14 protein-coding genes are annotated in these 19,930 nt (G+C 67.9%); 8 read left to right on the top strand and 6 right to left on the bottom strand.

What is annotated here, in order from left to right; translation table 11 throughout:
• Window positions 1-2,871: 2,871 nt before the first annotated feature.
• Window positions 2,872-3,348, top strand: a complete 477-nt coding sequence (locus M4J07_RS48185) for an NUDIX domain-containing protein (protein WP_255967581.1) — start codon at window positions 2,872-2,874, stop codon at window positions 3,346-3,348.
• On the top strand, window positions 3,345-5,327 hold the full coding sequence (locus M4J07_RS04975; protein ID WP_255967583.1) for an ABC transporter ATP-binding protein: 1,983 nt from the start codon (window positions 3,345-3,347) through the stop codon (window positions 5,325-5,327). The genes M4J07_RS48185 and M4J07_RS04975 overlap by 4 nt, the downstream gene beginning before the upstream one ends.
• 93 nt (window positions 5,328-5,420) lie before the next feature.
• Here the strand turns inward: M4J07_RS04975 and M4J07_RS04980 are convergent, their stop codons facing one another.
• The 3 genes from M4J07_RS04980 to M4J07_RS04990 form a co-directional block, all read right to left on the bottom strand.
• Entirely contained in the window at window positions 5,421-6,155 is a 735-nt protein-coding gene (locus tag M4J07_RS04980) for a hypothetical protein (RefSeq protein ID WP_308284730.1), read from the bottom strand.
• A 9-nt stretch (window positions 6,156-6,164) separates the two neighbouring features.
• Window positions 6,165-8,468, bottom strand: coding sequence for a glycoside hydrolase domain-containing protein (locus M4J07_RS04985; RefSeq protein ID WP_255967584.1), 2,304 nt, complete (start codon window positions 8,466-8,468; stop codon window positions 6,165-6,167).
• An 89-nt stretch (window positions 8,469-8,557) separates the two neighbouring features.
• Window positions 8,558-9,109 (bottom strand): peptidoglycan-binding domain-containing protein, encoded by a 552-nt coding sequence (locus M4J07_RS04990; protein WP_255967585.1) that lies wholly within the window; start codon window positions 9,107-9,109, stop codon window positions 8,558-8,560.
• 213 nt (window positions 9,110-9,322) lie between these two features.
• Here M4J07_RS04990 and M4J07_RS04995 point away from each other — a divergent pair, with 213 nt between their 5' ends.
• The 3 genes from M4J07_RS04995 (at window position 9,323) to M4J07_RS05005 (ending at window position 13,125) form a co-directional block, all read left to right on the top strand.
• Window positions 9,323-11,686 carry an ATP-binding protein gene (locus M4J07_RS04995; RefSeq protein ID WP_255967586.1) on the top strand — a complete coding sequence of 788 codons (2,364 nt, stop codon included), beginning with the start codon at window positions 9,323-9,325 and terminating at the stop codon, window positions 11,684-11,686.
• A complete protein-coding gene (locus M4J07_RS05000) occupies window positions 11,683-12,339 on the top strand; it encodes a response regulator transcription factor (protein WP_255967587.1) in 657 nt (218 codons plus the stop codon). Before M4J07_RS04995 ends, M4J07_RS05000 begins: the two co-directional genes overlap by 4 nt.
• A 222-nt stretch (window positions 12,340-12,561) precedes the next feature.
• On the top strand, window positions 12,562-13,125 hold the full coding sequence (locus M4J07_RS05005; RefSeq protein WP_255967589.1) for a DinB family protein: 564 nt from the start codon (window positions 12,562-12,564) through the stop codon (window positions 13,123-13,125).
• A gap of 196 nt (window positions 13,126-13,321) precedes the next feature.
• Here the strand turns inward: M4J07_RS05005 and M4J07_RS05010 are convergent, their stop codons facing one another.
• A complete protein-coding gene (locus tag M4J07_RS05010) occupies window positions 13,322-14,239 on the bottom strand; it encodes an NAD(P)-dependent oxidoreductase (RefSeq protein WP_255967591.1) in 918 nt (305 codons plus the stop codon).
• A gap of 49 nt (window positions 14,240-14,288) precedes the next feature.
• Here M4J07_RS05010 and M4J07_RS05015 point away from each other — a divergent pair, with 49 nt between their 5' ends.
• On the top strand, window positions 14,289-14,711 hold the full coding sequence (locus M4J07_RS05015; protein ID WP_255967593.1) for a MerR family transcriptional regulator: 423 nt from the start codon (window positions 14,289-14,291) through the stop codon (window positions 14,709-14,711).
• A gap of 194 nt (window positions 14,712-14,905) precedes the next feature.
• Here M4J07_RS05015 and M4J07_RS05020 read toward each other — a convergent pair whose 3' ends face one another.
• Complete coding sequence (locus M4J07_RS05020) at window positions 14,906-15,811, bottom strand: metallophosphoesterase family protein (RefSeq protein WP_308284731.1); 906 nt, start codon at window positions 15,809-15,811, stop codon at window positions 14,906-14,908.
• A gap of 640 nt (window positions 15,812-16,451) precedes the next feature.
• On the opposite strand from M4J07_RS05020, the gene M4J07_RS05025 reads away from it, so the two are divergent.
• A complete protein-coding gene (locus M4J07_RS05025) occupies window positions 16,452-17,486 on the top strand; it encodes a hypothetical protein (protein ID WP_255967597.1) in 1,035 nt (344 codons plus the stop codon).
• Window positions 17,487-17,825: 339 nt separating this feature from the next.
• Here M4J07_RS05025 and M4J07_RS05030 read toward each other — a convergent pair whose 3' ends face one another.
• Window positions 17,826-18,089, bottom strand: coding sequence for a metal-sensitive transcriptional regulator (locus M4J07_RS05030; protein WP_255967599.1), 264 nt, complete (start codon window positions 18,087-18,089; stop codon window positions 17,826-17,828).
• Window positions 18,090-18,594: 505 nt separating this feature from the next.
• Between M4J07_RS05030 and M4J07_RS05035 the strand changes: the two genes are divergently transcribed.
• Window positions 18,595-19,930 (top strand): rhodanese-like domain-containing protein (locus M4J07_RS05035; protein ID WP_255967601.1); only part of this gene is annotated, 1,336 nt, incomplete at its 3' end.

A 19,930-nucleotide genomic window follows, 5' to 3' on the forward strand; every position in this document is an offset into this window, starting at 1 on the left:
TCCAAACAGGCCGGCCCGGCCGACCTCTGGGGTCTTCCCTCGGTCCTCGTCCGATCCCGCACAGCCGACAACAGCTCGACTAGCGTGCGCAGTTCGTCCGACTCGATCCAAGGACGGGACTGACGCTTTCCCCTCACCCTGCCTACGAACGAATGGGCCAGCAGGCTCATGATCAGCAGCTGTTGTCAGAGCCAGTGAGGAGCGGCCCGCCGAAGCCGCCGCCCCAGCCGTCCGGACGTTCCCGCAGCCCGCTGCGGCCCATCCGACCACCCGGCGAGAATCCCTCGGGCCCGACAGGACGGTTCCGTCTCCGGAGTGCTCAGTCTTGCCGGACCACGTTGTTGCCGGGGCCGCCGGAGAGGGTGTCGGCGCCAAGGGTCAGGGCCAGCAGTGGGACAGCGCGGGTCGGACGGCGGGTGGGGCGAGAGTGCATGGAAGTCCTCCGAGAAAGAGCTGCACAGTGACGTGACCTACGCACTGTCCGACGCAGGACCCGCCTACTCGGTTGGTCAACTCCCATGCGAACGTGAAGAGTTCAACTCCGAGACGCTTCTCGGTCCTCCTGATTCCAGGGCTGGGCCAATTGAGCGCACGCGAGGGTTTCCGTGTATTGCGGTGCGGTGGTTGAACTGGCAGTGGCCCGTCGGTCAGGACGTGACTCCTCCCCTTCGCTAACCGAAGGAACCTCGCCAGGATGCCGTTCTCCCCGACACCTGCCGGGGGGGAAGGTGAAGCTCACGCTCGTGCCGCTGCCTTGTGGAGGGTGCAACGCTTGGAGGACAGAGAGGGGCCGGATGCCCGTGTGGGCTTGGCGCACCCCGCGCCCTGCGCACCACATCTCGACAGTCACCCTCCCGAACAGCGCGGCAGCAGCCACCAAGAGCCACCACGCGGGCCCAAGGAGGGAACCGAAGCATCCAAGGACAGGAAGTGCCTCGAGAGACGTGCAGGTGGCACGGGGGTGTCAGCTACTTCGGCGGATCGGCCCGTTCGCCAAGGGTCATGTCGGGTCGTGAGTTTGCAGTTGCGTCGGCCCCAGCGGGTGCTGGCGACCAGGACGAAAACAGGTCAGTGGAAATCTCTCCAACACGTCATCGCCGTATAGCCCAGCACGCCGTCATCCGTCAGCACAATGAGCCACGCGCTGGCGTCATAGATGCCGCATCCGTTGTAGTGGTCACCTGTCACTGCTACGTGCTTGGAGCAGCGAATGAGGTAACCCAACTTGACCCGCTCAAGGACGGTGGCATTGTTCCGCGCCTGAGACCGGATGGGCATGTCATCAGACGCAGGGGCCACCCATCCCGTTGCGCATGAATTGGAGTACGTCGCGGAAATAGCATTCCCCGATCCGCTGGACGCCGAACTGGCGACACCAGGAAACGCGAGAATCACAGCCCCAACGACTGCCAGGAGCGCGGCAGTCTTGAATCGCAGGACCTTGTTCATAACCCCTCCGCCTTTCGATTATTGAAATCCCGAAATGCGCCATCGCGCCATGAAAGCCCCTGTCCGGCCAGTGATGTACCTGCTGACAAGGTGCGGTGAATCCGAACCGACGGCGACCCTTTTGCCGCCGCATGCTTGAAGCTGAGGCCACGTGTGTGCGACGGTCGCGTGCCCTTCGGACAGCCCGCACCCGAATGGGCACCGATCCCGTGGCACAGGCCGCCGTCACGCCCCACCACGTGGGAGTCCTCTGACGATGACCGGCTGACGTGCTCACCGGAACGGGGACGGAGGGACAACGGGCACCTCGACAGTTGCATCGGTCGGAGGAACTACCCGAGCATGCCCGCTGACCGAGCTGCTACACCGGGAATCTCCAAGATCCCACACAGAGTCAGCTGAAGCTCATGTTGCACTCTTCACCAGTGGGCGCACCACGGCCGCCCATGGTGAAGGCGACCAGTATCCCGGGAATGGTCGCCGACGTCGCCGGGATCTCGGGCGTGATGACCGGCTCACGGATGTTGCACAATCCCATGTTCGAGCTGGCGCCCGCGGCCAGACCCGGCAGTGGGGGCCGGGGAGCGCTGCGGCTTCCGCGGTGAGCCTGGCCCACGGCGGACTCCCGTAGCCTTCGCCAGTACTGCTGCTCTCGGCTCAGGTAATCAAGTCGCCCAGCGGCAGGGCCCGCAGGAGGTCCGGAGGCAGCAGTGTGGGCAACAGTCCCTGGCCGGTTCACGGGTGGCCGCGTCTCTCACCATCCCGTTGGCAGGCTCCTGAGGTACGGGGCAAGCTGGTCGGCGATCACCCGGGCGTCGTGAGCCGAGGTGGGTGTGCCCGCCACATCCGAGGAAGTCCAGGGGATAGGTCCGACCGACGTGTTGAGCCTTCGTGAACGTTTCACGGCGCTCAACGCGACCACTGGTCACGCTCGCGGCGGCTGGGGGCACCAGGGGCGCGTCGGCGTCGCTTCAGCGTAGACAGGCGTGCAGGGCCGGGCGATCCCGCAATCTCACCTCGACGTGCACGCCCGCACACTCCCCCGGACCCCGTGCCCCACCTCTGCTGCCTCATTCGCCCCGACCGCTCCACTCTCCGGCGAACCTGCAGCGCTCCAGCCGCGCGGCCAGCACACTGACGCATCCGACCGCTCGCCTGTTCCACCCTCATCGACGACACGCCAGTCCTCGGTCGGGGACTCGCCCCGCCCGAGTGAATCGAGAACGAGACCACGCACCCGAACCCCGACCTCGCCCACCTCTCACCCTTCACCTCGCACCTCTCACCTCTTTTCGAATCTTCGTTCCCTATTTCGCGCTCGCGGCACCGGTACGACGCACCAATCACCCTCGTTCCACGAGTACCTGTTCGGTTCGTCGCCCAAGGAGGCCACATGCAGCGCCACGCCGTCAGGGAGGATCTGTGACCGAGCCCGCACAGCGGTTCCGTTCGATCGTCGATGTCCTCGGTGTGCTGCAACGCCCGGACGGCCGCGTCCTGTTGGTACGCCGGTCGCCGAAACAGGAGTACGCACCGGGACAGCTCACCCTCCCCGGCGGTCACTTGGAGTACGGGGAGAGTGTCGCCACAGGCGTCCTGCGCGAACTGCGCGAGGAGATCGACGTCGACATCGACGAGGCGGATCTGGAGTTCTGTGGCCTGATCCACTACGGCGGCGGGGCCGGCGGGCGGCTCGGGACGGTCTTCACCAGCCGGCAATGGCAGGGCGAGCCGTTCAACGCCGAACCCGACAAGCACACGGGGCTCGTGTGGGCTGTGCCCAACCAGCCCCCTCCCGACTGCCATCCCTACACCACCGCCGTCCTGCACGCCTTCTGCACCGGCACCCTGTACACGCCGGTGAACTGGCCCAGGCAGGCGCGGGAGGTGGGGCCGTGAGGATTCTCCGCCGTCCGAGGATCGAGGAGCCCAAGGTCACGGCCTCCGAACTGGAGCTGTTCGGCGGGCCGTTGCGCTACGACATGGGCTGGAGCACCCACGAGTACGCCCGCCTCGACCTCACTCTGTGGGGCGCGCTGAAGTCCCTTCCCCGCCTGGTGGGACGGACCATCGCACTGGCGTGGCACACCGACCGCCGCTCGCTGGTCACCGTCGGCGTCACGGAGGTCGGCCAGGGCATCGCGGCCGCACTGAAGTTGCTCGCGGTCAACGCCGCCCTGCACGCGGTGCTCGCGGCAGGCACTGATGTGCGCGGCCTGCGCCACGCGCTGCCCGCGGGAGTCCTGCTCGTGGTCGTCAACAGCATCAACGCCGTCCTGGCGTCGTGGTCGACCTCGGCCGCCGGAAGCCTGGAGCCCAAGGTCGAACGGGCCGCGTCCGAGCAGTACTTGGCGGCCTGCGAGCGCGTCGAGATGGCGGCGATCGAGGACGGCTCGTTCCGCGAACTCATCGACCGCGCCCAGTACGGGGCGAACGAGGCCCGGCACATGATCGGCTCCAGTGTCGCCGCGATCAACAGCGTGCTCTCGCTGGTCGCCTCCGGCGGTGTCCTCCTGGCGCTCAACCCGGTCCTGCTGCCGATGCTGGTCCTGATCGTGGCACCGCGGGGCTGGGGAGTGATGCGCGTGGCCCAGCAGCGGTACTTCTCGACCATGACGTGGATCGAGCACCTGCGGGCGAGCCGGGTGCTGTCCAGCCTCCTCACCTCGGTCACCGCCGCCCTGGAGGTGCGCGTACACGGAGTGGGCCGCTACCTGTTGCGCCACTTCCACCGGATGTCCCACACCGCCGAGTCCGAACAGGAGCGTCTGGCCAAGGACAAGGCCCGAACCGAGCTGGCCGCCTCCGCCCTGCAGGGGGTGGGGTACCTGCTGACCTTCGTGCTGATGATCGGTCTGTGCCTGTCCGGTCACATGAGCGTGGCCGCCTTCGGTACCGCGACCATGGCGCTCAACTCAGGCTCCGCCGGAATCGGCGCTCTGGTCAGCACCATGAGTCAACTCCACGAGCAGTCGCTGTACGTGCACGACCTCGACGACTTCCTCGTGAAGGCCCAGCAGCGGGCCATCCCGGACGGCGGCGTGGCCCTGTACGAGCGCCCCCGGTCCATCCGCCTGGAGCGCGTCTCCTTCTGCTATCCCGGACGCGACGAGCCGGCGGTCAAGGACGTCTCGTTCACCATCCCCCTCGGAAGCGTCATCGCCCTGGTGGGCCCCAACGGCTCCGGGAAGTCGACCCTGGTCCGGCTGCTGTCCGGTCTCCATCTGCCCGGCGAGGGCCATATCCACTGGGACGACGTCGATGTCGCCGAAGCCGACCGCCGCCAGCTGTTCGGCCACGTCAGTCTGCTCACCCAGAGCTTCGAACGCTGGCCGTTCACGGCCGCGGCGAACATCCGCATCGGTCAGCCCGACCGCGACGCCGCGGACGACGAGTTACACGCCTCCGCCGAGTACGCCGGAGCGGACGCAGACATCGCGGCACTCCCCCGAGGCATGAACACCCTGCTGGGCAAGCAGTTCCGTGGCGGCAGCGACCTGAGCGGCGGCCAGTGGCAGAAACTCGGTCTGGCCCGCGCCCACTTCCGCGACGCCTGCATGATCATCGTGGACGAGCCGACGTCCGCGCTCGACCCGGACGCCGAGCAGCGGGCCTTCGACCAGATCCTCGGACTCGCCGGCCCGGACCGCATCATCGTCCTGGTCACACACCGGATGGCCGCGGTCCGGCACGTCGACCGGATCTTCGTCCTGCACGAGGGACGACTGATCGAACAGGGCAGTCACGCCGAGCTGTTCGCCACCGCACCCGCCAGTCGCTACGCACAGATGTACCGACTCCAGGCCGAGCAGTACGAACACCTTCCGACCCCCACCGTCCCCGGCCCCAGCCGACCGCCCGTCACCGAACCCAACTGATCGCCTCTTCGAAATGCACCGTGACCGCCGCGTCCACCACGGGCACGACCGGGTTTCTGCCGCATCCGGGTCACACCCCAACAAGGCAGGCCGTCAGGGGCTCGAGGGCACATCGAGCCCGCGGGCGCGTGGATCGCGTTGTGCGAAGGTTGCGGCCCGGGTACGGCGCTCGGGTGCGAAGGCGTCCGTGGCGCCGGCGCCCTTTCCCGGCTCGGTGTTCCAGCCGCGGATCGTGCGGGCCACATTCTTCGTCTTAGGGTGAGTCGGTGCGAGAGCGATCTCGAAGTGCGACTCCTTCGGTGGGGTGAAGTCACCGCCCCATGCGACCGTGCCGCCCAGTTCGGACAGAATGTCGCGGATCACCACCAACTCTGTCCGATAGAGGCCGCCGCTCACCCCCAGCGGGTAGGCGTGCTCCCGGATGGCCATCGCCGTGCCGGAAAGGTGGTTCGACTCAAAGGGCTGGGCGACGAGCCGCGAAGCGGTGTGACCGCGGAGGTCACCGGCGCGCAGGCTGCCGATCTCGTAGTGGTATCGGCGTGCGACGTGCAGCAGGAGTACGGCCGGGTCTCCGGTAGCCAGACGGACCGCGAGCCCGCTGCCCTCGACGAGGTACTCCTCCGTCTTGGCCTCGGTCAGAACCCTCCAGCCGTTCGCGCTGCTGCCCTTCTGCCACTCCGGTGTGGCCTCGGGCGCGGCAATGGCCGGTGAGGCGGCGACAGTCGATGCCAGCGCCGCCGCGGTCAGGGCCCCGGCCCCACCGGTCATCACGCGGCGTCGGGACATCCCAGGGCCGGTCACGTCCATCTCGCTCTTCTGGTCAGGCACGTTCGCATGTCACGACTCCCCGTTCACTCGACCTTGCAGGACGTCCAGGAATCCCAGACAGAACGCCTCCAATTCGGAGTACGGAAGCATCGCAGGAAGGGTAGTGATGCCCCGGCGTCCCAGCAGCCCGAGCCGTGCCACGGTGAGCGGCTCCTGCTCGGCCGTCAGGACGTTCTGGACCGCGTAGCCGGCCTCGCCCGCATTTCCGGTAAAACGCGAGTCCCAGAATGATGTGAACCTGCTTCGCCCTCCGCCGTTCTCGTAGTGGCCCCTGATGGCCGTCACGATGTCCCGGCTCGACCTGCACTCCTGCGCGATGAGATATCCGTCTACGTCTTCGATGAAGTCGGAGTACCCGAACGTGGTGGGCACCTCGGGGTTCGCCATGTTCTCGTTGACGAAGTCCCGACCGTCCGGATAGGTGTCGGTGGCGTCCCTCCAGTCCGCGTAGAGGGTGATGAGATCGCCGCCCCAGCCCGTGATGTCACCGCTGTTCGCGCTCCGCCTGTTGTCCGCAGGGGGATGGACGAAAACCCCGTTCGCCGTCGCCAGCAAGTGTTCCGCGCCCAGATGGGTTCCGGTGAACGGGTCGACGAACTGCTTCGGCACCGTCATGTCGCGGGCCTCGGCATAGGCCACGAAGTCCTTGTCGTAGTTCCCGATGAGGTACGCCCAGTCCAGCCCCCCGTACGCATCGTGACGCACGAACTCCATGACCAGCTGGTCGGGGTCGCCCTTGCCGTACTGCACGGCGAGGGCGTAAAGATCTTCGATGGCTGCGATGAAGCCGTCGTACTGTTCGGCGGGCTGGTTGACGGAGCCGGATGCCCTGTCCCGGCTGGATACGGCGTCCCTGTCGAGGTCGAAGACGTCCGTCCCGTTCGTGACCGAGGTCTCTTGGATCTGGTTGAAGGACCAGTTCGCCGGCAGCGGGTATCCGAGGTTCCCCGAGAACCCCCAGGACATGCCCGACACGAAGGAGTACTTCGCACCCGTCCTCTCCGACACGTTGGCGCACACGTTCCGGGATCCGTACACGCCGTGGCGGTATCGTCCTCCTCGCTGTTCCAGAGCAGTGGCCACGCCCTGGAAGTACGGCACGATGGCGGAATCGATCTCCGCCTGAGTGGCGTCGTAGTCCACGGCGAAGTAGATCACCGTGCCCCAGTTGAATCCGTACTCGCGTGCCAGGTCGTGCGCCAGGGCTCCGTGCGCGTAGCCCTGCATGGTGGTGAAGTCGCCCAACGTGCGGGCGTTCGCCTGGAAGATCGGGAAGACTTTCAGGCCGGCAGCGAAGATGACGTCCAGTTCACCCGGCTTGATCTCTTTGTCCAGGGTGGAGCCGGGAGGGTCGTACAGATAGCGGCCCACCACCTCGAACTTCCGGTCGGCCAGCCACCGGGCGCGGACCGGCGTGATCTCGAACCGGGTGTCCGAACCGGTCACGGGACGGTCGGGGTCCCCCATGGAGACGAGGAGCTGACACCACGTCCGGTAGTCTCCTTCGCCTCGCTCCAGCAGGGAGAAGTCCTGGAACTGGGCCACCCATGAGGCGAGTTCGGAGTCGTATACGTCGGTGAACTCGGCGGTGGCCCCGGCGGGGAGCGGCGAGTTGAAGACACACCCGGCGGAGAACAGCTGAGTGATGACTCCGCTGTCTCCCTGCCCCACCGGATGGTCTCTCAGGGCGGCCTGTGTTCCCTCTCCGAAGTTTCCGTTGGGGGACGGAACACCCATCTCGTACTGCAGGGCGACCATGAGCGCCTTCTGCACGTCCCGGGAGTACCGCCCGTCGCAGGGGCCTATGGAGTAGGCACTCCGCTGCCAGTAGCGGCCGTTCAGCCACTGCTGGACCTGCCGCACGGCGTCCGAACCGTCGCCCGCTCGGACGTAGGCGTCCATGTTGAGAACGCATTTGAAGACGCGCGCCTGCACCAGAGTGTCTGTCGGAAGTCCCATCTGGAACTTCATCTCGTTTATCGCGTCGCCGGTGACGGGCTCGACCTCGCCGGTGTCGTAGTTTCCGCCCCAGTACCCCTTGCAGAACAAGGCGTGCTTGAGAATGCGCGCAATGCCGGCGTTCTCCGCCCAGGCCACATGGAGGGGACCCAGGGCCTCCAGCCGGGACAGAGTGGTGGGACCGAACGAGGCGACGACCGGGCTGATGCCCAGCTCATGCTGCAGTGCCATGGTCAGGGCCTGCATGGTTCCCCAGCCCGTACGACCGTCCTCGGCGCACCGTACGTACCCGGTGACGCCGGAGTATGTTGCGTTCACCCATCGCTGGGCAGTGAGAACCTTCTCGTCGGCCATGGTCCTTCCACGGGATCGGGTGTTCCTGCCTTCGCAGCGGACCTGCTGCACGCGTCCGCCCGGTCGGCGCCGCCGGGTACATGCGTCACTCAGCCGCCGGGAACGAAGCAGGTCGCGTAGGTCTGGTAGTTGGCCGTCTCCCACAGGTTCGATCCCACGCCCGCCTCGGGGTTCTCGAACCGGTAGGCGCCACCGGAGGTACGTATGAAGGTGACGGCGCGTACCTTGCCGAAGTAGGTGACCCTGCCCGTGCTCCCACGGAGGTGGTCGTCCGCGATGCTGAAGGTCTGGCTGCCCACGGCCCCGTCCGGGTCCACGCCCCATCTCGACTGCAGTTTCTTCGTCGCGTAGGTGGTGTTGTCGCCGAAGTCGCAGTCGATGTCCGCATAGTCGTAGGCCGAGCCGTTCTGTTCCGTGGCCCCCTCTGCCCACAGGACGTACTGCCACAGTCCGGCCGCGTTGGACGTCCGGTACTTGCTGCCCGACCAAAGAGGACCCTCGTCCCCCCAGTCGTCGATGATCGTGCCGCTGCCGGCTATGTATCCCTGTGACACGTTCGCCGACGCCGGGCTGGTGCCCAGCGCCGTCGCCCCCACGACGACACACGTGGCAAGCGCGACCAGGCTCGTTCTGACAGACATAGGTCCCTCTCAACTCTTCGGTGAGGGAGGCGTCAGGAAGGCCAGCCTCGCCGGTGTCGACCCTGTACGACGCGCACAGTAGCCCGACACGGCCGCCGAGTATGCCGGTCGTTCGCCCCACACGATGCGCCTCGACTCGACTGCACCTCAACTACCCTTGTCCTCGTGCGACATGAGGGTCGCGAGGGACGCGGGAAGGGATTCGCCGCGCCGATGAACAACCCAGGGACCGGCGAGCGCCTGCTGGTGGCGACCCTTGGGCGATACGGGGTGTGGCTCCGCTGCACAGTGGCGTGTGTGTGCGGCGCGCTCGGCCTCGTCTCCGCCGAGGCGGCGGACGTTCCCGTGGCGCTGTGCCTGTTGGTACCCGCTCTCCTCGCCTGCGTCGTGCGCGTCCGCACGCTGCGCAGGCCGCTGCCTCTCGCTCCTCGATGGGGCCTGGACGCGTCCATGGTCGTGTTGATCGGACTGTCGCAGCCGGTGCTCGGCCATGACGCCGACCTGATGGTGGAGGCGATCATCGGCATCAGCGTCATCTCGTTCCAGCACGAGTGGGCGACACCTCCCGTGGCCGGGCTGTCCCTGGCCGCGTTGGGGGCCGCCACCTGCACATTGGGGGATCTGCTTTCGTCCCCTGGTCACCTTGAGTCGGCATCCTTGATGCGTATGTTTCTCGAGGCGAGTCTGTCGAGGGCCGCCCACGTCATCGTCCGGTCGCGGGCTGCAAGGGCCGACCGGACCGCCGCGTCGCAGGCCGCGTCTCGCCGCGAGGCGGCGGTCACCGCTGCGCGGCGGGCGACCGAGCGGGAGTACCTCGCCACTTTGCACGACACGGCCGCTGCGACACTGCTGATGGTCTACCAGGGCGACGGCAGGGACTGGTCGTGGCTGCCGTCACGTGCCAGAAAGGACTTGGAGGCGCTGTCCGCCTTACCCGATCTCGGGGCGGAGAGCGTCGACCTCGCAGTCCTCCTCGCTTGTGTTCCCGAGGGCGAGGGGCGGGCCAGGGTCCACCTCACGTCGCATGTGGACGGTCCACTCACCATCCCCTCCGGCCCCGGGCTCGCGATATTCAACGGGGTCCGGGAGGCAGTCACCAATGTGGCACGCCACGCCGGGGTGCGGGAGGCGAAGCTCAGGGCATGGGCGGAGGACGGCGGCATCGTGGTCGAACTGTCCGACGCGGGGCGAGGCTTCGAGCCGGAGTCCGTCCCCGAACGGCGCCGCGGCCTCACCGGTTCCATCATCGGCCGCATGCACACGGTCGGCGGATCCGCTTCCATCACCTCCCGCCCGGGCGCCGGGACCCGGATCCAGTGGCGCTGGCACCGGCCGATCCCTGAATCCCGGCCCTCTCCGCCCGTGAACACGGCGCGGGCGCCCGCCCTGCCGTGCCCGCCCGACGGCCGGGAACAGCCCACGGCTTCAGTCCGTCTGATCCGCGGACAGCTCCTGCACGGGGCCCGACTGGCAGCCCTACTGATCAGCCTGGTGGTGCAGTTCGGCGCTTCACTGCGCCAGCTGACGGCCCATCACGACGCGTATCGCCCGGCATGGGCGCAGACAGCGGCCTTCGTCTGCCTCGCCTTCGTCACGGCGACCGCGGCCGGCCAGCTCCTGCGCGGCCGGCAGATCACGTCGTCGGCACGCCGGTGGGGCATGGGCACGGTGCTGTCCGTGTCGGTGGTGTGCGCGTTCACCCTCCCGCCGGAACACTTGACGGGTCCGCAGGACTGGGCCTTCGGGCTGGTCGGCTGGCACGCGTTGTTCTTCCTGATGGACCGGCCCATCAGACTGTTCATCGCCTTTCTCGCCGCGCATGTCGGCCTCACCGTGCTTGTTGTGCTCCTGTCGGGTGCGCCTACCGCCGCGGAGACGGCCGTCGTCGGGATCTCCACGGTGTCCGTCATCGGCTTCCAGCTCTCCGTCGGCGCACTCACTCACCTCTTCCACGACATGGCCGCGAGAGCAGGGACCGAGAGCGCGCGACAGGAGAAGCTGCGGACCCGGGAGCGCATCCATGAGCAGATGCAACATGATCACAGGGAGCGCTACCGCACGCTGACCGCAACGACCGTGCCTCTGCTCGTGGGCCTCGGGCATGGAGCGTTGAGCCCTCGCGACGAGGAGGTCAGACTGCGGTGCGGGGTGGAAGCCGCCCGTATGCGCCGACTGTTCGCGGAGGGCGATGCCGTCACCGATCCCCTGCTGAACGAGGTCCGGGCGTGTGTGGAGGTGGCCGAGCACCAAGGTGTGACGGTGAACCTGGCCGTACGCGGCCGACCGGGCGAGGTTCCTGTGGAGATCCGCAGGGAACTGGTCGACCCGGTGGCGGTCATTCTGGGCCGCACCCGCTCGACCGCGCGCGTGACCGTTGTATGGACACCCCGGGCCGTACACGTCAGCGTCGTCAGCGAGGACTGTGCCGACGGCTGCGAGCCGACGGGCCCAGTTCCGGCTCACGAGCGTTCCACGAACTCCGACGTGACCGTGGCCAGAACGATCCGCGGCCAGGACGTGTGGGTGGCAGCCAGCTGGGAACGAACCGTGCCCGCTCAGGAGTTGACTCCGACATGAGTGGCGAGCCAGCAGTCAGTGTGGTGGTCATCGACGACCATCCAGCGATCCTCGCCGGCATCGAGGCCTGGTACGCCGCCTCGCACCGGCCCATCACCGTCGTGGCCTCCGGCAGTTCCGTACGGGCGGCCTGGACCGCCCCGGGCAGCACCGCCGACGTCGTCCTGCTCGATCTGCAGCTGGGCAACGGCGGCCCCGTACTCCCCAGCCTCCGAGAACTCGTCGACGCCGGTCGGCAGGTGGTCGTGTACTCGATGCGAGACGACGAGAAGACCGCTCTCAGCTGCCTGGACCTGGGAGCCGCGACCTATCTGACCAAGAGCGAAGGCCGCGAGCACCTCGTCGAGGCGACGTTGGCCGCCGCCGACGAGCGCCCCTACATGCCGCCCGCGCTGGCCGGCGCCCTGGGAACGAACGCTCGCACCGACCGCCCCCGGCTGTCCGCCCGCGAGGAGAACGTGCTCATCGAGTGGTTCCAGTCGGAGTCGAAGGACCTGGTCGCGCAACGTCTGGGCATCTCCGTACGAACGGTCAACTCGTATCTGGACCGAGTACGGATCAAGTACGCGAACGCCGGCCGTCCCGCAGGGACCAAGGCGAGCCTGGTCGCTCGCGCCGTCCAGGACGGGATCGTGGACGTGAACGACCTCTGATCCCGTGCCCAGTGCGGGGCAGAGTGAAGGGCCGCATGACCATGGGCCGATCACAAGGCAGTGCTGGTGCCGACGCCCCCGCGCGGGGCCTCGTCGGCTCCGTACCACCGGCTCGCGCCCTGGCCCTCGTGAACACATCCGCATCATCTAGGACTGAAACTGACCTACATGCCTCCTATCGTGATGCCTCGGCACCACAGGAACTCACGGAAGGCGGACACCATGACCAGCAACGAGACGACCACCCGCGAGGAAGCCGAGCCCGTCGCCGCGACCGTCACCGGCGAGCGCGCCGACTGGCTCCAAGGGCTGGCCAAGCAGCGGCACTTCCTCCGGTTCACCACGCGCGACCTCACCGACGAGCAGGCAAGTCTGCAGACCACCGCCAGTGAGCTGTGTCTGGGCGGGCTGATCAAGCACGTCACCCAGGTGGAGCGGAGCTGGGCGACGTTCATCCAGCACGGTCCGTCCGCGATGCCCGACTTCACGGCGATGACGGAGGCGGACTGGGCCGAGCGAGCGGCGACTTTCCGGATGCTGCCCGGCGAGACGCTGGCGGGCGTCCTGTCCGACTACGAGAAGGCGACCCAGGAGACCGACGCCGTGATCGCTCGCCTGCCCGACCTGGACGCGTCGTGGCCTCTGCCGAAGGCTCCGTGGAACGAGCCCGGGACCGCCTGGTCGATCCGCCGCGTCCTGATGCACCTGGTCGCCGAGACGGCCCAGCACTGCGGCCACGCAGACATCATTCGCGAGTCCCTGGACGGCGCGCAGAGCATGGCGTAGTACGTCGTCGACGGTGCCTCCCGCGGGCGGGTGACCCCGGCCATGCTCACCTGCTACAGATCAGGGGAGCGCAGCCGGTTCGTCTACCGTCCGCGGTGCGAGCCCATCGTCAGCTCGGCGGCCTCCTGCTGCCTCGCCGGCATTGGACTCGCACTCACCACGCCATGACGCGAACCCCGACAACCCTTCGAAAGAGTCAGTGGGCAGCATCGCCGGGCTTGGCGAACTCTTCGATCAGCACCGGATATTGCTCGCCGCCATGTCCGGCCGCGATCGACCGGTCGGCCATCTTCTTGATCAGCTTCGGCAGTTCGGTATTGATCCCCGCCGCCTCGCTCTCCTCGATCAGATGGGCCATCGCCCGAGCGTCGGTCTCCAGGGCCGCCACCTCGGCCGGGAAGGACCCGCGGTCGATCTGCTCGGCGTACCCGGGCAGCCACTCGGCCACACCGGCGGCGAGCTGCCGTGCGAACGGCGCGTACGTGGCGGCGTCGACGCCGACCGTCCTGAGCAGCGCGGTTCCCTGGAGCCAGGCGTTGAGGACGCTCCACATCATGGCCAGTCCCGCCACGTCGTACAGGGCCGCCAGGCCGTGGTCCTCGCCAAGGTGGGTGACGGTACCGAGCGCGGCGAGCGTCGCCTCGTGCACCACGAAGTCCGCCCGCTGACCGCTGTGCAGGATCACCGCGTCGGCCGTCCCGATCCCGGACGGGATCGCCATGATCGCGCCGTCCAGGTAGCGGGCGCCTCGCCGTTCGGCCCATCGGGCAGCCGCACGGGCCTGGGTCGCGTCCCCTGAGGTCAGGTTGACCAGCGTCGTACCTGCCAGTTCCACGTTGTCGGCGTCGAGGAGCTCGTACATGGCCGGGTAGTCGGCGAGGCAGATGATCGTCAGCGTTCCCGACGCGAGTGCATCGCCCACCGTGGGCGCGCGCCGGGCACCCACGGCCACCAACGGGTCGGCCTTGACTGCCGTGCGGTTCCACACCGTGGTGGGATGACCGGCTTTCAGGAACGCACGGGCGAGGGCCTGGCCCATCAGGCCGAGTCCGACGACGGTGACGGGTGCCGCAACGGTTTCGACTGATTCAGGTGCATCGTGTGTGTTCTTCATGGCAGCATCTTCAACATTCATACCGGTCTGAAGGTCAAGTGGAGTCGCCATGCTGATCGGGGAACTGAGCCGCCGGACGGGCGTCAACTCCCACCAACTGCGCTACTACGAGGCCCAGGGGCTGCTGGAAGCACGTCGTGGCTCCAACGGGTATCGCGAATACGACGAGCACGCCGTGCTCCGGGTCAAGCAGATCCGGCACCTGCTCGGTGCCGGACTGTCCTCACAGGACATCGCCTACGTGATCCCCTGCGCGACCGGCGAGGCACCGGAGCTCCCCGGATGCCCCGAACTGCTGGCCGCGATGCGGTCGCGCCTCCAGCGCCTCGACGACCAGATGGCCACGCTCGCCCAATCCCGGGACGCCCTCGCCGGGTACGTCGACGCGGCCGAGCGCATGGGCGGCGACAGCTATCCGCCCTTCGACGGTTCCACCGCAGAGTCCGCGGCCACGGAGTCCGTCCCCGCCTAGAGTGGGCCCGCCCCCTTCACTCGGCAGGTCGCAGGGCCACCGGGGCGGTCGCGCATACTCCACGTTCGTCGGGCCGACTCCGCCGGCGAGCGGTCGGTCCGCGCCTGTCGGCACGAGAGGCGCTCCCCTGGAAGAGGCCGGTCTCGGTGGCGTGCCGAGGCCGGCCCCGGCAGCGTCGATGACGACGGCGTGGGTCAGATCGCGGTGTGCAGCGGAATCCTGACCTGCTTCAGCCACGTCCCCTCGGTGAAGTCGCGCGCCTTCACCACAAGTTGGTCGCGGTGGACCTCGACCTGGAGTCCCTGGTTGAACTGTCCGGGAACGGCCACCTCGCCTCCCTTGCCGTCGTCCGTCCAACCAGTCTGGATGGCACCGGTGTTGATGACGGAGAAGCCGTCGAGATTCGCCGTACCGGGGACGACACGACGCACGTGCCAGTCGGACAGGTTGAGGTCCCAGTGAGTGTGACCGCAGAAGAGGAACACGTCGCGGTGCCGACCGAGGATGCCGAGCAGCCGGTCGGACTGGAGGTAGTCCCGCATGTAGAGCTTGTTGTGGCTGCCCGAGACCGTGTTGGGCAAGGGGTGATGCGTGACGACCATGACGGGCTTGCGCCTCGCCTTCCAGTACCTGAGCCGCGCCTCCAGCCAGGCGAACTGAGCGTCACTCATCCACACCTCGTCCCAGAGGGTCGTGTCGTGGTAGTGCATGTACTTCTCCGTGCCGATCGTGAGCACCGGGATTCCGCCGAACGACTGCTCGGCGTAGACGGTGTTGCGCCCGGCGAAGTTGTAGAAGCTGCGGAAGAGCGAGTCCTCAGTCGTGCCGTTCGGCCAGGTGTCCTGCGACAGCTGGTCGGGCGTGGCCCACTTGGGCACGTAGAACTCGTGATTCCCGATCGCCCAGGCGGTCTTGGGCAAGGTGTGCCGGCTGAAGGCCTCCTTCACCGCCGCGTACTCGAAGTCATAGCCACGGGGTGTGATGTCCCCCGCGATCGCGATTCCGCTGCTGTCCGGGTTGCCGGCGCTCAGGTCCTTCAACGCCACGTGCAGGTCGGCGAGATCGCCTTGGATGTCGCTGATGACATTGAAGGTGGTCACCAGTCCGGGCCGCCCTCTGCGGTCCGAGGATGCGTGCGCCGGCATCTGCGACGCCGTGCTGAGAGCCACCGCACCGGCAGCGGTGGTCAGAAGTGACCTGCGATCCACGAGGAGATCCTTTCGGGGGAAGCGGGTGCGTGCGCCCCTGAGTCACACGGGCGCCCTTGTCTCGCACCGAGCATTCGGTCCGGACCCGTTAGGTTTACGTGACCTTCAGGGCGAGGCCGTGAGGCCCAGGTGACACCCCGGTGAAGTCTCCGCCGCAGCGTCGGTCGTACCTTGACTTGGCTACGCGTCGGCAGACGGCGCTCCCGACCGCCACGCAGACGCTACGGCGACGCCTGGCAGTCGCGCCGCGAGCAGGAGGGTCATCAGGTGCCCCGGATGCCGGAGACCCGGCTTCTCGCAGAGGGCGCGTACGCATCGGATCAGGGCGGTGCTGAACCGTCCGCGGCCAAGCCCAGCGGGCCGGCTCTGACCCGCCCGTCATCCACAACGGCCCGACGGGACGGATCGGGTCGGCGCAGCGGCACGATCGGGGGCAACCGGCCGGTCACCAGCCGGACTTGACTCTGACGCCGCTGGAGACTGGACGATCGTTCCGTAGGAGAGACACGGATTCTCGACGGAGGCGCCAGGCATGCGAAGCAAAGGCATCCACTACGACACCGGCACCTTCCCCAACGGGGACACCTCCCGCCCTGTCTTCGACGCCGACGTCGTCGCCCGGGACATGCGGATCATCGCCGAAGATCTGCACTGCACCGCGGTCCGTATCACAGGCGGCGACCCGGACCGGATCGAGACCACCGCGCGGCACGCGGCCGCCGCCGGGCTTGAGGTGTGGTTCTCGCCCTTCCCCTGCGAGATGACCGACGAAGAGATGCTGCCGTACTTCGCCGACTGCGCCGAGCGAGCCGAACGCCTGCGCCGCGACGGCGCCGACGTCGTCCTGGTCACCGGCTGCGAACTGAGCCTGTTCGCCCGCGGATACCTGCCCGGCGACACCTTCAACGAGCGCATCCCGGTCCTGGCCGGCCCCGACCGCGAGGCCGCACTCCAGCCCCTCCCCGACAAGGTCAACGCCTTCCTCGGCGACGTCGTCCGCACCGTCCGCCCGCTCTTCGCCGGCCCGCTCAGTTACGCGTCGTGCCCACTGGACGGAGTGGACTGGAGCCCGTTCGACATCGTCGGCCTGGATGCCTTCCGGGGGCTGCGCAACGCCGCCACCTACCGCGATGACCTGCGCAAGGAATTCGCCCACGGCAAACCGGTCGCCGTCATGGAAGTCGGCTGCTGCACCTTCCGCGGAGCGGGCGACCACGGCGGCGCCGGCTGGTACATGGCCATGGAGGCGGACGGTGTCACCCCCAAGCCTGATCTGGTGCGCGACGAGAGCGAGCAGGTCCGCTATCTCGACGACCTCATGCCCATCTTCGAAGGCGAAGGCGTCGACTCCGTCTTCTGGTTCAGCTTCGCCGGATACGGCACCCCCCACCGCCTGTCCGGACCTGACCCCGACCTGGCCTCCTACGGCATCGTCAAGATCCTCGACGAGCACAGCGACTACCCGCATGCCCGTACGTACCCGGACATGCCCTGGGAACCCAAAGAGGCGTTTCACGCTCTGGCGAACCGTTACCAAGCCCTCAATCAGCAGGCGACCTCGCACTAGCCTCTCGATGACCGATGGTGCCCGGCGAGCTCCGAAGCCCAAGGGAGGCGGCGGGGGTCTGCACTTCCTCGTCCCGGCCCCGTTCGACGCCATCGTCCCCCAGGGGTTGCCCGGGCCGGGGCTTCGCCGACGACGCCGTCGTGGAGAAGAGCCGCGTCGGGTGAGTTGTTCCCGGCCGCCTCACGTTGGAAGCGTCTCGCGCACGACCGCTCCGTACCCGACCGCCGAGACAGCGCAACGCGCTCCACAGCCGCGCGCCATGCTCCGGGCAGGCTGCGGTCGCAGCCGTGTGCGGCAGGGGTCGGGAGCCGACGGCCGTCTCGCGTGCCCCTCCGACGGTCACGCCAAGGCGAGGAAGAGTTTCTCCAGCTCATCCTGTGACATGGGCGGAGTGTCCGAGTCTCCTGCAAGGCACTGCCGCATTCCGCTGGCGACGATCTTGAATCCTGCCCGGTCCAGGGCGCGGGAGACGGCGGCCAGCTGTGTCACGACGTCCTTGCAGTCGCGGCCTGCCTCGATCATCGTGATCACGGCAGTCAGCTGCCCCTGAGCCCGACGCAGGCGGTTCAGGACGGGTTGCATCGATTCTTCATCTACCTGCACGTAATCCTCCTTCAATCCCGATAACAATACCCCGAGGGGTATTACTCCCGGCGCCGATGCCCCCTGCATGCGACCTTCACCGCACACAGTCTGCGACGTGGCGCAGAGGAAGCCCCTCCCCGACGAACCCGGGAAGCCGCCGGCGCGTGCCGCGCGAGACCCACCCCCTAGAGCGCGCTCAGCGCCACCGTCACAACGTGCCACTTCGCCAGGTTCACAGCCTCGAACGGGGGTCGGTTCCGGCATGCACCTCCGGGTGGCGCCCTGCGACCCCCTCGATACCCCCCAGGGTATTTGACAATGCAGGTGGAGATCCGTACGGTCGTTCGTGTAATACCCCAGGGGGTATCCCCCAGGTCCGGTGCTCGCACCCACCGCCGACTCAAGCCCCGGCGGATCGGGAACCGCGATCCGACCTCACCCGCGCCCGCCCTCACGCCGGGCCACCCCTTGATCGATTTTATACCCCCCGGGGTATAGAGTTCGCCCAGTTCTGGAGGTTCCCGTGTTCTTCTCGCAGTACTACCTCGACTGTTTGTCCCAGGCCTCGTACATGATCGCCGACGAAGGCACCGGCCAAGCCGTGGTCGTGGACCCGCGCCGGGACGTGTCGGAGTATCTCGACGATGCCGAAACCCGCGGCTTCACCGTGGTAGGGGTCATCAACACGCACTTCCACGCGGACTTCGTCGCCGGTCACCTGGAGGTGGCCGACCGCACCGGCGCCTGGATCGGCTACGGGAGCCGGGCCGAGACCGAGTACGCGATACGCAAGCTGGCCCAGGACGACACCATCAGCCTCGGCGACGTGACGCTCAAGATCATGGAGACGCCGGGCCACACCCCTGAGTCGATCAGTGTGCTGGTGTACGAGCGCTCCGAGGACGCTGTCCCGTACGGGGTGCTGACCGGTGACGCCCTGTTCATCGGCGATGTCGGACGCCCGGACCTGCTGGCCTCGGTCGGAGTGACCGCCGAAGAGCTGGGTGCGATGCTGCACGACAGCGTGCAGAACAAGCTGATGGGGCTGCCCGACGAGGTGCGGGTGTTCCCCGCCCACGGCGCCGGATCCTCCTGCGGCAAGAACCTGTCCACCGAGCGGCAGTCGACCATCGGTGAACAGCGCGCGACGAACTACGCGTGCGTGCCCATGAGTGAGCAGGACTTCGTCGCGATCGTGGCCTCCGGGCAGTCGGCGGCTCCGGGGTACTTCGCCTACGACGCGGACCTCAACCGCCGGGAGCGTGACCTGTTCGACCCGGCGAGCGCGCGGCAGGCGCTGGGCTCGGAGGACTTGCTGACCCGGCGCGCGGCAGGTGCGGTGGTGGTCGACGCGCGCGACCCGCAGGAGTTTGCCGGCGGCCACGTGCGCGGCGCGGTCAACGTGCCCGCGGACGGACGCTTCGCCGAGCAGGCAGGCTCCGTGCTGCCGCTCGGCTCGGAACTGCTGGTCGTGGCGCCCGAGGGCCGCGAGGAGGAGATCGTCACTCGGCTCGCCCGGATCGGCTTCGACCAGGTCGCCGGATACCTGGCCTCTCCCGACGAAGCGCTGGCCACGATGGCCGACGAGGTCGCCCCGGCCAGTCGCCTGACCGCCGCCCAGTTGCGCGCCGAACTCGACAGCGAGAACCCGCCGGTCGTCGTTGACGTCCGCAACTGCGGCGAACGCGGCGAGAACGGGTACATCGAGGGCGCCCTGCACATCGCCCTCGGTGAACTGCCGCGCCGTCTCGACGAGATCCCGCGCGACAAGCCACTGGTCCTGCACTGCGCGGGCGGCCACCGCTCGTCGATCGGCGCAAGCCTGCTGCGCCACCAGGGCTTCGAGGACGTCTCCGACG

This window comes from Streptomyces longispororuber (assembly GCF_024448165.1).
Lineage (GTDB): Bacteria > Actinomycetota > Actinomycetes > Streptomycetales > Streptomycetaceae > Streptomyces > Streptomyces longispororuber_A.